Annotated in this window: 11 protein-coding genes; 9 read left to right on the top strand and 2 right to left on the bottom strand. The window is 72.3% G+C overall.

What is annotated here, in order from left to right; all coding sequences use genetic code 11:
- Nucleotides 1–745: 745 nt before the first annotated feature.
- Complete coding sequence (locus ACIQFZ_RS42050; RefSeq protein ID WP_383061412.1) at nucleotides 746–1,492, top strand: MBL fold metallo-hydrolase; 747 nt, start codon at nucleotides 746–748, stop codon at nucleotides 1,490–1,492.
- Between the two features lie 10 nt (nucleotides 1,493–1,502).
- Nucleotides 1,503–2,762 carry a DUF4032 domain-containing protein gene (locus ACIQFZ_RS42045; RefSeq protein ID WP_402693833.1) on the top strand — a complete coding sequence of 420 codons (1,260 nt, stop codon included), beginning with the start codon at nucleotides 1,503–1,505 and terminating at the stop codon, nucleotides 2,760–2,762.
- A gap of 1 nt (nucleotide 2,763) precedes the next feature.
- Here the strand turns inward: ACIQFZ_RS42045 and ACIQFZ_RS42040 are convergent, their stop codons facing one another.
- Nucleotides 2,764–3,636 (bottom strand): universal stress protein, encoded by an 873-nt coding sequence (locus tag ACIQFZ_RS42040; RefSeq protein WP_402693832.1) that lies wholly within the window; start codon nucleotides 3,634–3,636, stop codon nucleotides 2,764–2,766.
- A gap of 199 nt (nucleotides 3,637–3,835) precedes the next feature.
- Between ACIQFZ_RS42040 and ACIQFZ_RS42035 the strand changes: the two genes are divergently transcribed.
- From ACIQFZ_RS42035 to ACIQFZ_RS42025, 3 genes are read left to right on the top strand one after another with little or no spacing between them, the layout of a single operon-like run.
- Nucleotides 3,836–5,512 carry an FAD-dependent oxidoreductase gene (locus ACIQFZ_RS42035; protein WP_383061407.1) on the top strand — a complete coding sequence of 559 codons (1,677 nt, stop codon included), beginning with the start codon at nucleotides 3,836–3,838 and terminating at the stop codon, nucleotides 5,510–5,512.
- 11 nt (nucleotides 5,513–5,523) lie between these two features.
- Nucleotides 5,524–7,008, top strand: coding sequence for an ATP-binding protein (locus ACIQFZ_RS42030; RefSeq protein WP_402693834.1), 1,485 nt, complete (start codon nucleotides 5,524–5,526; stop codon nucleotides 7,006–7,008).
- Nucleotides 7,005–7,355: a UBP-type zinc finger domain-containing protein gene (locus ACIQFZ_RS42025; RefSeq protein ID WP_365429781.1), complete on the top strand. Its 351-nt coding sequence runs from the start codon at nucleotides 7,005–7,007 to the stop codon at nucleotides 7,353–7,355. The genes ACIQFZ_RS42030 and ACIQFZ_RS42025 overlap by 4 nt, the downstream gene beginning before the upstream one ends.
- Nucleotides 7,356–7,428: 73 nt before the next feature.
- Here ACIQFZ_RS42025 and ACIQFZ_RS42020 read toward each other — a convergent pair whose 3' ends face one another.
- Nucleotides 7,429–9,225 (bottom strand): M4 family metallopeptidase, encoded by a 1,797-nt coding sequence (locus ACIQFZ_RS42020; protein WP_402693831.1) that lies wholly within the window; start codon nucleotides 9,223–9,225, stop codon nucleotides 7,429–7,431.
- A 311-nt stretch (nucleotides 9,226–9,536) separates the two neighbouring features.
- Between ACIQFZ_RS42020 and ACIQFZ_RS42015 the strand changes: the two genes are divergently transcribed.
- From ACIQFZ_RS42015 to ACIQFZ_RS42000, 4 genes are all read left to right on the top strand, one after another.
- A complete protein-coding gene (locus tag ACIQFZ_RS42015) occupies nucleotides 9,537–10,769 on the top strand; it encodes a serine hydrolase domain-containing protein (RefSeq protein WP_376654343.1) in 1,233 nt (410 codons plus the stop codon).
- Nucleotides 10,770–10,807: 38 nt separating this feature from the next.
- Nucleotides 10,808–11,485 (top strand): AIM24 family protein, encoded by a 678-nt coding sequence (locus ACIQFZ_RS42010; RefSeq protein WP_365429775.1) that lies wholly within the window; start codon nucleotides 10,808–10,810, stop codon nucleotides 11,483–11,485.
- 116 nt (nucleotides 11,486–11,601) lie between these two features.
- Nucleotides 11,602–12,561 (top strand): threonine/serine dehydratase, encoded by a 960-nt coding sequence (locus ACIQFZ_RS42005; RefSeq protein ID WP_402693830.1) that lies wholly within the window; start codon nucleotides 11,602–11,604, stop codon nucleotides 12,559–12,561.
- 132 nt (nucleotides 12,562–12,693) lie between these two features.
- The gene (locus tag ACIQFZ_RS42000) at nucleotides 12,694–13,119 is read left to right on the top strand and encodes an SsgA family sporulation/cell division regulator (RefSeq protein WP_365429771.1); all 426 of its coding nucleotides are present in this window, start codon (nucleotides 12,694–12,696) and stop codon (nucleotides 13,117–13,119) included.
- Nucleotides 13,120–13,289 lie beyond the last annotated feature (170 nt).

The raw sequence follows: 13,289 nt of genomic DNA, 5'->3' as shown, positions 1-13,289 counted from the left end.
CGGAGGAGAGCTGCCGCCAGGGCCACGACGAGCACCGCGCACTCCGCGGCGGCCATCGCCGGGAACGCCGCCACGGCCCACCGCACCAGTCGTGTGGCAGGCGGACCGCCGGACGTCAGGGCCCATCCGGCCGTGACAACGGCCACGGCCAGAACCGGCAGCGGGGCCACCCACCCCAGTACGCGACCGCGGACCGCCAGAAGGGCCGCGAGGAGTCCGCCTGTCGTCGCCCCGGACACCACGCCCCAACCGGTACCCTGACCTGCTACGGCATCCACCCCCGCCCCGAGCAGCACCGGGCCTGCCAGTGCCAGGGCGGCGATGCCGACCCCGGGACCGCTGACCGGGAAGACGCCACCCGTTCCTCGTCGCGAGCGTCGCCTGCTCGGCTCGTCCTGGGACGGCGCGCGTCCCCCGGCCCCACGCTGCGCGACCACTCGCGCCTGCTCAGGCGGGCGGCCCCGCCCTTGCGTACCGACGCCACCGACGGTCCGTTCCTGCTGATCACGCATACGCCCGCTCTCGCTGATCCTGGACATGGGGCAATGGGCCCCGACTGTTTTCGCCGTCGCCCCTCTTCCACTCGTGAGACGAAGAAGCGTGGCCAAGAGTTGCACAGTCGCGTAAGCGAGCGAATGCCAAGCGCACGGCACCGACAAACTGTGCGCGTCCGCTCTTCGATCTACCCTGGGACGCATCTGGTGGGCTGCCCCGTGGGACAGCCGCCCGGGATGCGAGGAGAGCGATGCGCGCGGACGTGCAGCAGGTCGCCGACGGCACCTATCTGGTGCACGGCGGCAACACGAACTGGGTGATCCTGACCGAGGGCGACGCCGTCACACTGATCGACACCGGCTACCCCGGCGACCGGCAGCAACTGCTCGACTCGCTGACGGCGGTGGGGAGTTCGCCCCACGCGGTGGCGGCCGTACTGATCACCCACGCACACAACGACCATTTGGGCAACGCCGAGTACCTGCGCCGCGCCTACGGCACCCCGGTGCATCTGCACGAGACCGAACTGCCGCACGCACGGCGGGAGTTCCTGCACCAGGTGACCGTCGGGCAGGTGCTGCGCAACGGCTGGCGGCCCGGTGTGCTGCCCTGGGCGGTGCACGCGCTGCGCCTCGGCGGCACCGCGCACGTCCCGGTCGCGGCGCCCGAGCCGTTCCCGGCCGCCGGCCCGCTGGACCTGCCGGGGCGGCCCGTGCCCGTGCACACGCCCGGCCACACCCGGGGCCACACCGTGTTCCACCTCCCCGACACCGGCGTGCTGGTCTCCGGCGACGCCCTGGTGAGCGGCCACCCCACCTCACGCCTGACCGGCCCGCAACTGCTGCCCGACATGTTCCACCACCAACGCACCCAGGCGCTGGCCTCGTTGGGCAGGCTCGAACGCCTCGATGGAGACCTGCTGCTGCCCGGCCACGGCCCCGTGCTCCGCGGTCCGGTGCGGCAGGCGGCGCTGCAGGCGCGGGAACGCGCCCTTTAGGGTTCGTGCCATGGGTCTGCAGATCAGCGCCACCAACCCGGAGCACCCCGCGCTCCTGCTCGAATTGCCGTGGCGGACACCACTGGAGGAGTGGCCCGAGGAGTACCTCGTGCCGCTGCCTCGCGGCATCTCCCGGCACGTGGTGCGCTACGCCCGCGCCGGCGACGAGGTGGTCGCCGTCAAGGAACTCGCCGAACGCCCGGCGCTGCGCGAGTACGAGCTGCTGCGCGACCTGGACCGGCTAGGCATCCCCGCGGTGGACCCGCTGGCCGTGGTCACCGGCCGCACCGACAGCGCGGGCGAGCCGCTCGAGCCGGTGCTGATCACCCGGCACCTGGGCGGGTCGATGCCGTACCGCTCGATGTTCGAGACCACCCTGCGCCCGGCCACCATGCACCGCCTGATGGACGCCCTGGCCGTCCTGCTGGTGCGGCTGCACCTGGCCGGGTTCGCCTGGGGCGACTGCTCGCTGTCCAACACGCTGTTCCGGCGCGACGCCGGCGCGTACGCCGCCTACCTGGTGGACGCCGAGACCGGCGAGCTGCACCGGCGGCTGAGCCCCGGGCAGCGGGAGTACGACCTCGACCTGGCCCGCGTCAACATCAGCGGCGAGCTGCTGGACCTGGAGGCCTCCGGGGCCCTGCACCCCTCGGTGGACCCGGTCGAGTTCGGCACCGAGATCTGCGCCCGCTACCACGGCCTGTGGCAGGAGCTGACCCGCACCTCGGTCTACCCGGCGGGCAAGTACCACTACATCGAGCGCCGGATCCGACGGCTCAACGACCTCGGCTTCGACGTGGCCGAGATGCAGATCGAGAGCTCCACCACCGGCGACACCGTCACCTTCGTGCCCAAGGTCGTCGACGCCGGCCACCACCAGCGGCAGTTGCTGCGCCTGACCGGCCTGGACACCGAGGAGAACCAGGCGCGGCGGCTGCTGACCGACCTGGAGAGCTGGATGGCCACCCAGGACGACTACGCGCCGGGCGGCACCCGGCCGGGGCCGGGCGGCGGGCATTCGCTCGCCGCCCGCCCGGAGGTGCTGGCGCACCGCTGGGTGCGGGAGGTGTTCCGCCCCACCGTGCGGGCGGTGCCGGGCGAGCTGCGCGGCACCATGGACCCGGCCGAGCTGTACCACGAGTTGCTGGAGCACCGCTGGTACCTGTCCGAGCGGGCGCAGCACGACATCGGCCTCGACACCGCGGTGCAGGACTACGTCAGGAACGTCCTGCCCGGGGCACGCCGGGCGCCGGACACGACGCCCGGGTGACTCACGGGTGCGGGACGACGGCCACCGGGCAGCCGGCGTGGTGCAGCATCCCGCTCGCGACGGAGCCGATCCGCGCGCCCACCGCGGTGCGGCGCGCCCGGCGCCCCACGACCAGCAGCTGGGCGTGCTCGGCCGCGGCCAGCAGCACCTGGCCCGCGCTGCCCATCTCCACGTGCTCGACGACGGGGACATCCGGGAAGCGCTCCCGCCACGGCTGGAGCGCCGCGGCCAGCGCCTTCCGCTCGTACGGCTCCAGGCCGCCGGCCTCGTCGAGCAGCTTGAGCGAGCCGGGGCTGTAGGCGAACACCGGCGGCAGCGTCCAGGCGCGTACCGCCCGCACCCCGGCGCCGCGCGCGGCGGCGGTCTCGAACGCGAACGCGAGGGCCGCGGCGCTGTCCTCGGGGGCGCCCTGCTGGCCCACGACGACCTCCTGGCCCGCGGCCTCGGCGGCCGGCCGGTCCCCTGTGCGCACCAGGACGACGGGCCGTTCGGTCCCGGCGATCACCTGCTGTCCGACGGAGCCGACCAGGAACCCGACGAGGGCGCCCCGTCCGCGTGAGCCGAGCACCAGCGCCTCCGACTCCGCCGCGGCGCCGAGCAGGGCCGGCACGGCGTCGTCCTCCACGGCGTCGGCGGTCACGGTCAGGGCCGGGTGGCGCTCGGTGACGGTCCGGGCGGCCCCGGCGACCGACTCGCGCACCCACTGGCGCTGGGTGTCCCGGTCACCCGTGTCGAAGGCGTCGTGCACCTCGTGGCGCCAGGCCCGCACCAGGCGCAGCGGCAGCCCGCGGCGCTCGGCCTCCCGGGCGGCCCACGCCAGTGCGGCGAGGCTCTCCTCCGATCCGTCCACCCCTGCCGTGATCGGGCGCGTCATGCCGTATGCCTCCCTGTGTGGTGAGCCGTTCTCGGTGCCAGTCTCCCCTACCGGCCGATCACCGAAGCGGGCGGCCGGGGCGATCGCCTCCCGCGTACCCGGGCGAAGCGGGACGGCCGCACATACGATGGGCAGGAGCCGGCGCAGTGACGACGGGGGCGCACCGGCAGCCGATCCGAGCACGCGGGGTGACAGCCGGATGACACAGGCCGTGGAGCAGGCGCGGATCGTCATCATGACCGTGGACGACGATCCGGGGGTCTCCCGCGCCGTCGCCCGGGACCTCAGGCGGCGCTACGGCGGGTCGTACCGGATCGTGCGCGCCGAGTCCGGCGAGTCCGCTCTGGACGCGCTGCGCGAGCTGAAGCTGCGCGGCGACCCCGTCGCGGTCATCCTGGCCGACTTCCGCATGCCGCGGATGAACGGCATCGAGTTCCTCGAACGCGCCCTGGACATCCACCCGGGCGCCCGGCGGGTGCTGCTGACCGCGTACGCGGACACCGACGCGGCGATCGACGCGATCAACGTCGTCGACCTCGACCACTACCTGCTCAAGCCCTGGGACCCGCCCGAGGAGAAGCTGTACCCGGTCCTGGACGACCTGCTCCAGGTCTGGCGAGCCGGCGACTACCGGCCGGTGCCGAGCACGAAGGTGGTCGGGCACCGCTGGTCGGCACGGTCCTCCCAGGTGCGGGAGTTCCTGGCCCGCAATCAGGTGCCGTATCGCTGGTACTCCTCGGACGAACCGGAGGGCAGGCGACTGCTGGCCGCGGCCGGGCAGGACGGTCAGCGGCTGCCGCTGGTGGTCACCCCGGACGGCACCCCGCTGCTCGAACCGGAGCCGGCCGAGCTCGCGGCCCACGTGGGGCTCGCGACGACACCGGCGGCCGACTTCTACGACCTGGTGGTGGTGGGCGGCGGCCCGGCCGGGCTCGGCGCGGCCGTCTACGGGGCCTCCGAGGGGCTGCGGACGGTGCTCGTGGAACGCTCGGCGACCGGCGGGCAGGCGGGGCAGAGCTCCCGGATCGAGAACTACCTCGGGTTCCCGAACGGCGTCTCCGGCGCCCAGCTCACCGACCGGGCCCGCCGGCAGGCGACGAGGTTCGGCGCGGAGATCCTGACCGCGCGCGAGGTGACCGGCCTGGAGATCTGCGGCGCGGCGCGGATCGTGCGGTTCTCCGACGGTTCGGCGGTCGCCGCGCACAGCGTGATCCTGGCGACCGGCGTGTCCTACCGGCAGCTTCCGGCGCCCGGTGTGGAGGAGTTGACCGGGTGCGGGGTGTTCTACGGCTCGGCGCTGACCGAGGCGCCCTCCTGCCAGGGACAGGACGTCTACATCGTCGGCGGCGCCAACTCCGCGGGGCAGGCCGCGATGTACCTGTCCCGGGGCGCGAAGTCGGTGACCCTGCTGGTGCGCGGGGCGTCACTGGCGGCGTCGATGTCGTACTACCTGATCCAGCAGATCGAAGAGGCCCCCAACATCACGGTGCGCACGGGCACCGTCGTGGACGCCGCGCACGGCTCGGGCCATCTGGAGAAGCTGGCCCTGCGCGACACGGCCACCGGGGAGACCGAACTCGTCGACACGCAGTGGATGTTCGTGTTCATCGGCGCGGCGCCGCGGACCGACTGGCTGGGCGGCACGGTGCTGCGGGACGGGCGCGGGTTCATCCTGTCCGGGCCCGACCTCACCGCCGACGGCCGGCCGCCCCCCGGGTGGGAGCTGGACCGGCCGCCGTACCACCTGGAGACCAACGTGCCCGGCGTGTTCGTCGCCGGTGACGCGCGGGCGGAGTCCGCCAAACGGGTCGCGTCCGCCGTCGGAGAGGGAGCCATGGCCGTGTTGCTCGTCCACCGTTACCTGGAGCAGTCGTGAGCGGCCGGCGGATGCCGTGCAGCCCCGGTGAGATCGGCTCGCTGTTCCTGTTCGAGAAGCTCCGGCCCGAGCAGATGGGCCGGCTGTGCGCCGAGGGGCGGGTGGAGATGTTCGACACCGGCCCGGTGTACACCGAGGGCGAGCCGGCCACCTGCTTCTACGTGATGATCGAGGGCACGGTGGTGCTCTCCCGCCGGGTCGGCGGCGACGACGTGGAGGTCACCCGGACCTCGCAGCGCGGGGTGTACTCGGGCGCCATGCAGGCCTACTTCGGCGACCGGCTGCGGCAGGTCTACATCAACTCGATGCGGGTCACGGAGCCGACGCGGTTCTTCGTGCTTCCTGCCGACGTGTTCGCGGACATCATGCGGGAATGGTTCCCGATGGCGGTGCACCTGCTGGAGGGGCTGTTCTTCGGGTCCAAGAGCACCCAGGCGGCCGTCGGACAGCGTGAGCGGCTGCTGGCGCTCGGCTCGCTGTCCGCCGGACTGACCCATGAGCTCAACAACCCCGCGGCGGCGGCCGTCCGGGCCACCGCGACGCTGCGGGAGCGGGTGGCCAAGATGCGGCGCAAGCTCGCCTTGATCGCCGAAGGTCCGTTCTCCCGGGACCAGTTGGCCGGCCTCATGGAGATCCAGGAGCGTACGGCCGAGCGGGTCGCCAAGGCCCCGGACCTCAGCCCGCTCCAGGCGGCCGACCGCGAGGACGCCCTCATCGACTGGCTGGAGGACCACGGCATCGAGCAGGGCACGCAGTTGGCGCCCACCTTCGTGCAGGCGGGGCTGGACGTCGACTGGCTGGAGCAGGTCGCGGCGGCCGTCGACGAGGAGATCCTGCCGGGTGCCGTGGGGTGGCTCAACTACACGGTGGAGACGGAGCTGCTGATGGACGAGATCGCGGACTCCACCACCCGGATCTCCCGTCTCGTGGACGCCGCCAAGCAGTACTCCCAGCTGGACCGTGCCCCCTACCAGGTCGCCGATGTGCACGAACTCCTCGACAGCACCCTGCTGATGCTGTCGGGCAAGATCGGTCCGCGTATCGAGGTCGTCAAGGAGTACGACCGTACGCTGCCGCGGGTCCCCGCCTACCCGGCCGAACTCAACCAGGTGTGGACCAACCTGATCGACAACGCGGTGTCCGCCATGGACGGCGCGGGCGGCGAGGGCACGCTGACCGTGCGGACCGCGCTCCACGACGACCGGCTGCTGGTCGAGTTCCGGGACACCGGGCCGGGGGTGCCGCCGGAGATCCGGGACCGCATCTTCGACCCGTTCTTCACCACCAAGCCGGTCGGCCAGGGCACCGGCCTCGGGCTGGACATCTCCTGGCGGATCGTCGTCAACAAGCACCACGGCGCCCTCCGTGTGGACTCGGTGCCCGGCGACACCCGGTTCCAGGTGCTGCTGCCGCTGAGCGCCGGGGAAGACGACGAAATGGCGGCCGGATCGCCGCTCACCGCCGAGGACCACCCGACATCCGAGGAGCCGACATGACCCGTGACACCGGAATCGACCCCAGCGTGCCGCCCAGCGGCACCGGCTGCGCCGAGTGCGACACGGCCGGTGGCTGGTGGTTCCATCTGCGGCGCTGCGCCCGCTGCGGCCACATCGGCTGCTGCGACGACTCCCCCGGCCGGCACGCCACCGCCCACCACCAGGCCACCGGGCACCCGGTGATCCGCAGCTACGAGCCCGGCGAGGGCTGGTTCTGGAACTACGACACGAACGAGTTCTACGAGTCCGGACCCGAACTCGCGCCGCCCGAGAGCCACCCGGCGAACCAGCCGGCCCCGGGCCCGGAGGGACGCGTCCCGGCGAACTGGGCGGACACCCTGCGCTGAGCCGCGCCCCCCGCCGTACGTGCGGATGCCCCGCCGGGGCGGGGCATCCGGGTCACCGTGTTCGAACGGTCTGTCAGCGGCCGGCGGCCGGGGTGTTGGCGGCGGTGACGTTGACCGCGGCCCAGGCCCGGTCCACCGCCTTGTACTCGGTGCCGGTCGCGCCGTAGAGGTCCTTGGCCGCCTTCAGCGTCGCGACGCGCGCGTCGTGGAAGTCGGTCGTGGAGACCATGTAGCGGGTGAGCGCCCGGTAGAACACGGCCGTGGCCTTGGTGCGGCCGATGCCCTTGACCGGCAGTCCGTCGTAGGTGGGCGAGTCGTAGGTTACGGCGCCGATCTGCTTGCTGCCGCTGCCCTCGGCGAGCAGGTAGTACGCGTGCGAGGAGACGCCGGAACCGGCGTGCACCTCGGTGAAGTACACCTCGGGCGACCAGTAGTCGATCGCGCCCTCGAGCTTGTCCAGGGACGGCCGGTCGAGCCTGCGCAGGAACTTCTGTGCCAGGCCCAGCTTCTCGCCGATCAGGTAGTTCGGCGGGTTCTTCGGGTTGTTGGCGTGGAACTCGACGCCGGAGCCGAAGATGTCGGCCAGTGACTCGTTCAGCGACCCGGGCTCGCCGTACTGGTTGCCGGCGTAGTCCACGAAGGTGGGTTCCAGTCCGGCGGTGGCGTCGACGACCCCGTGGGTGAGTTCGTGGCCGGTGACGTCGAGGGCGACGAGCGGCTTCTTGAACATCAGGCCGTCGCCGTCGCCGTACAGCATGCAGGTGCACGCCGGGTCCCAGAACGCGTTGGCGACCTTGTTGCCGAAGTGGACCATGGCCTGGGCACCCTTGCTGTTGTTCTTGATGCCCTTGCGCCCGAAGTACTTCTTGTAGAAGTCCAGGGTCTTGGTGATGCCGTACTGCGCGTCGACGGCGGCGCTGGCGCGGCTGGAGACGGCGCCGTTGCCCCACTTGTTGGTGGTGCTGGTGAACTTCGTACCCCGCGCGAAGTTCTCCAGCGGCTTGTTCTTGGCGTCCCGGGTCTCCGTGCCGTACCGGCTGGGGTCCTTCAGCAGGAAGCTCTTGCTCGCCGTCTGGGTGGTGGTCAAGGAGACCTTTCCCACGAACAGGGAGGAGCCGGTGCCCGTCGCGGTCCGCGGGTAGCCGACGGCCACGGCCGACGGCGTCGCGGCGAGGGCGGCGGCCGGCGGGACGCTGCCGGTGGCCGGGTCGAGCGTCTCGCCGCGCCTGCGCAGGGTCTCGACCAGCCTGGGCGAGAGGAACTCGTCCCGGTCGGGCGTGTCGCTGCGCACCTCGCCGGTGACGGCGTCGACGACGACGGTCCGGGAGCCGCCGCTCTCGGTGGTCGCGGGCGAGGTGACCCGCACCTCGTAGGCGAGGGCGGAGGCGCCGCCGCGGGCGTCCACGACGAGCCGGGCGGTGCCCGCCTCGCCGTGGGCGGCCGAGGCGGCCCTGGCCGTCGCCTGTCGCGGGGTCAGCGTCGCCCGGGTGACGGCGGGCCGGACGGTGTGGCCTGCGGCCCGGGTGACGCCGGTGTACCTCAGCTGCCGGTCGAGGTGGACGACGAGGTCGCCGCCGAGGACCGGCAGTCCCCGGTGGGTGCGTATGAACCGGACGTGGCGCGCGCCCTCGGGGTCGAACAGCACGTCCTGCGCCCGCAGTTCGTCCCCCTGGGTGACGCCGGTCGCCGACGCGTGCGCGAAGGCCGCAGCGTCGGCGGCGGCCACCACCGAGGCGGTGGAGGTGCCGGCGGACGACACGGTGTGGTCCTGCCCCCCGACGGGGGCGGCCAGCGCCGGGCCGGCCAGGCCCGTGACGGCCGTCGCCACCGCGACGGCGAGCGCCACGGTGCGTATATGGGGTCTGTGCACTCTCGGGAGTTCCTTCGTTCGTGGCGGAGGACCGGATCGCCGGCCGCCGGGAGATGGCACCGGTGCGCCATGGGAGCTGGTCGGGCCCCCGGGATGGAACTCTCATGGATGGATCATGTGCATGTAAAGCACGAATGATCCATTCCGTGCAGTACAGGACAATCCTTTGCCAATCCACCCCACTCAGTGATCGGCGAATGACCAACTGTGTGTCGTCTGTGGAGATGTGACCGGATGGGAGAAGGTTGCGTTGCCCGAATGTGATCGATCTCGCACGGATCACCGCGCGGACGGAGACGGGAGAAAAGCGTATGGCCTCACGAACGGTGTGCAGCGGTGCGGTACTCGGATCGCTGGTGCTGGCCCTGCTGGCGGGACCGGCGCACGCGGCGGGCCACCGGCCCGGGACGGCGGCACCGGACGCGCTGCCCGCGCCGGACACGGCGGCACTCGGCACCCTCCTGCGCACGGCGTTGAAGCAGGGCGCGCCGGGCGCCATGGCGCGGATCGACGACCACCGCTCGTCCTACGACGACCACCCCACGGTCTACAAGGCCATGGAGGGAGTCGCCGACCGCGGGACCGGGGACTGGATCAGCACGGCCGACCGGTTCCGCATCGGCAGCGTCACCAAGACCTTCTCCGCGGTCGTCCTGCTGCAACTGGCCGCCGAGGGCCGGGTGAAGCTCGACGACCCGGTCAACCGCTACCTGCCGGGGCTGCTGCCCGACGACCGGATCACGGTGCGGCACGTGCTCAGCCACCGCAGCGGACTGTACGACTACAGCGACGAGATGTTCGCCAGGAGCGTGTCCGGCTTCGAGGCCGTGCGCACCAAGGTGTTCACCTACCGCCAGTTGCTCGCCCTGTCCCTGAAACACCCGCGCACCCAGGCGCCCGGCACCGCCTACTCCTACTCCAACACCAACTTCGTCGTCGTCGGCATGCTCATCGAGAAGCTGACCGGCCACCCGGTGCGCACCGCGTACGAGAACCGCATCATCAGGCCCCTGAAGCTGAGCGACACCTTCTACGTCCACCCCGCCATGAAGATCCCCGGCCGGTACGCGCACGGCTATCTCACCCCCGACAAGGCCAAGTCGCCCCTGGTCGACGCCACCGAGCAGACAGTGTCCTGGGCTCAGAGCGCCGGCGCGCTCATCTCCAGCACCCGCGACCTCAACACGTTCTTCTCGGCGCTGCTGGGCGGACGGCTACTGCCCCCCGCGCAACTGGACCAGATGGAGCGGTGGATCCCGGCGGGCACGGCCCAGGCGTACGGGCTCGGGCTGCGCCGCCGCGACCTGTCGTGCGGGGTGTCGGTGTACGGGCACACCGGCGCCGTGCAGGGCTACTACACCTACGCGTTCACGAGCAAGGACGGCAGACGCAGCCTGGCCGCGCTCGCCAACACCTCCAACAACGGCGCGGTGCACCTGACGATGCTGCGCACACTGGAGTCGGTGTTCTGCGGCAAGCGGTCGAAGGTGCACGGCACCGCCCAACTGCCCGGTGCGGCCGTGGAGTACGACCTCGCCCGGTGACCTTGGCGGAACAGGCGCCCCCGGGCCAGGATGCCCGCATGAAGGGTGACCTGTTTTCCAGTGAGTACGTGGTGGGCCCCGCGATCGCGCCGGGCATGTCCGTCGAGAACTCCAAGTGCGTCAAGTACACGGTGGACGGCGAGATGTTCGCCCGCCAGGGCTCGATGGTGGCCTACCGCGGCGATCTGCGGTTCGAGCGCAAGGGCCAGGGCGTCGGCGGCATGCTCAAGCGCGCGGTCACCGGGGAGGGGCTGCCGCTGATGGCGGTGCGCGGGCAGGGCGAGGCCTGGTTCGCGCAGGAGGCCCAGAACTGCTTCGTCGTCGAGGTCGACCCGGGGGACGAGTTCACCGTCAACGGCCGCAACGTGCTGTGCTTCGACGCAACGCTGTCCTACCAGATCAAGACGGTCAAGGGCTCGGGCATAGCGGGCGGCGGACTGTTCAACAGCGTGTTCACCGGGCAGGGACTCCTGGGCCTGGTGTGCGAGGGCAGCCCGCTGGTCATACCTGTCACGCCGCAGCAGCCGGTGTACGTCGACACGAACGCGGTCGTCGGCTGGACCGCCCGCCTCCGGACGTCGCTGCACCGCTCGCAGTCGTTCGGCTCGATGCTGCGCGGCGGGTCGGGCGAGGCGGTGCAGCTGATGCTGGAGGGCGAGGGGGTCGTCGTCGTCCGGCCGAGCGAGGCGACACCGCACCGGCCGCAGCAGCACTGAAAAAGCCGGCCCTTCTCACGGGCCGGGATCAAGCGAGACCTGTTGACCTGTGCGCCCCCGGCAGGTGAGGGTCGGGGCGGCGCGGATCACCACCCGCGCCGGAAAGGTGGACTGCCTTGATCGGCATCTCGGAGATCGAAACCGCGGCCGAGCGGATCGCCGGACACGTCGTGCGCACCCCGACCGTGCCGAGTCCCGGCCTGTCCGCGCTGCTCGGCGCCCCGGTGACCGCGAAGCTGGAGCTGCTGCAGCGCACGGGCTCCTTCAAGGCGCGCGGCGCGACGGCGCGACTGCTGTCGCTGAACGAGGCGGAGCGGGCCGCGGGCGTGGTCGCGGTCAGCGGCGGCAACCACGGGATCGCGCTCGCGGTGATGGCCGCCGCGCTGCATGTGAAGGCCACCGTCGTCATGCCGCGCTCGGCGCCCGCCCGGTCCGTCGCGATCGCGGAGGAGGCCGGGGCGTCGGTGCGGCTGACCGACGGCATGGACGAGGCGTTCGCCACGGCCGCACGGCTGCGGGACGAGGGGCTCACCCTGGTCCATCCCTTCGACGACGAGGTGGTGGTCGCCGGGCAGGGCACCGTCGGCCTGGAGCTGGCCGCGGACGCCGGCGAGCTGACCGACGTGCTCGTCAGCATCGGTGGCGGCGGGCTGATCGCGGGCGTCGCCGCGGCGCTGCACGCACTGCGGCCCGGGGTGCGGATCTGGGGCGTGGAGACCGAGGGCGCCCAGGCCATGTCCGCGGCGCTGGCGTCCGGCGGCCCGGTGCCGGTCGCCCTCTGCTCGATCGTGACGACGCTGAGCGCGCCGACGGTGTCGCAGCTGACGTACGACCATGTCCGCGCCCTCGTCCACGAGGTGCTCGTGGTGCCCGACCGGGAGGCCGTGCGAGGCTGCCTCGACCTCGCCGAGCACGCCAAGGTCTGGGCCGAGCCCGCGGCAGGCTGCCTGCTGCCGGCCGCCCGGCACGTGCGGGAGCGGATGGGCCCGGACGTCCGGCTCGGACTGGTGGTATGCGGCGGCAACGCGGCGGTCGCCGACGTCATGTCCTGGGCGGACCGGTTCGGACTGCGCTGACACGCGCCCCACGCGCCCCGGTCCCGGCTGTGGCGGCACGGGGGAGATCCGGTCGGATGTCCGGGCATCTCACGCGGATCAGGGGTACCAGAGGGTTCTACGTCCCGATGTCGTCCTCGGAGGGCCGAAATCGTGAACGCGTTGGTGCACAAGAGTCTGGTGGTGCAGTTGCAGGCGTACGGCACGGAGCGCTTCCCCGTGCTGGCGCACCTGCGGTACGACGCCGACGACCCGTTCGCCGTCACGGTCGTCTTCGCCCACGACGGGCGGGTGCTGGCCCGGTGGAAGGTGGACCGGGGCATGCTCGGCGAGGGGCTGACGAAGCCGGTCGGCGTCGGCGACGTCCGCTTCCGCCCCGTCGCCGGCGGCGCGTCGGAGGAGCTGTGCATGGAGTTCTACGGCGACGCCCACGCCGACGGGGGACGGCAGCACGCGACGGTGTTCGTGTGGGCGTCCGCCGTCGCGGCCTTCCTGCGCGAGACCCATGCCGTGGTGGCGCCGGGCGAGGAGGAGACCGGTGTCGACGACTTCCTCGCGGAGGTGCTCGCGGGGAGCTGAGCTAGGTCCTGTCGTCACATTCCTGCCGTCGCCCGAAGGGCGGCTCCGCGGCGTCTGGTGCGTGCTCTCGGCGTACCGGGCGGAAGTCCTCGTACTGGACGTACTTGGGCTTTCGCCCGGTGTGGCGAGAGTGCGTGCCAGGCGTCGCGGGGCAGGCGGGAATGTGACGA

This window comes from Streptomyces sp. NPDC093064 (assembly GCF_044754605.1).
Lineage (GTDB): Bacteria > Actinomycetota > Actinomycetes > Streptomycetales > Streptomycetaceae > Streptomyces.
Note: the sequence above shows the minus strand (reverse complement) of the source record. Positions and strands in the feature narration are given on the sequence as shown.

Excerpts from the sequence above, each read along its gene's own strand:
- ACIQFZ_RS42030 (WP_402693834.1), top strand. The coding sequence starts at position 5,524 with ATGCCGTGCAGCCCCGGTGAGATCGGCTCGCTGTTCCTGTTCGAGAAG.
- ACIQFZ_RS42040 (WP_402693832.1), bottom strand. The coding sequence starts at position 3,636 with ATGACGCGCCCGATCACGGCAGGGGTGGACGGATCGGAGGAGAGCCTC.
- ACIQFZ_RS42045 (WP_402693833.1), top strand. The coding sequence starts at position 1,503 with ATGGGTCTGCAGATCAGCGCCACCAACCCGGAGCACCCCGCGCTCCTG.
- ACIQFZ_RS42035 (WP_383061407.1), top strand. The coding sequence starts at position 3,836 with ATGACACAGGCCGTGGAGCAGGCGCGGATCGTCATCATGACCGTGGAC.
- ACIQFZ_RS42050 (WP_383061412.1), top strand. The coding sequence starts at position 746 with ATGCGCGCGGACGTGCAGCAGGTCGCCGACGGCACCTATCTGGTGCAC.
- ACIQFZ_RS42010 (WP_365429775.1), top strand. The coding sequence starts at position 10,808 with ATGAAGGGTGACCTGTTTTCCAGTGAGTACGTGGTGGGCCCCGCGATC.
- ACIQFZ_RS42025 (WP_365429781.1), top strand. The coding sequence starts at position 7,005 with ATGACCCGTGACACCGGAATCGACCCCAGCGTGCCGCCCAGCGGCACC.
- ACIQFZ_RS42015 (WP_376654343.1), top strand. The coding sequence starts at position 9,537 with ATGGCCTCACGAACGGTGTGCAGCGGTGCGGTACTCGGATCGCTGGTG.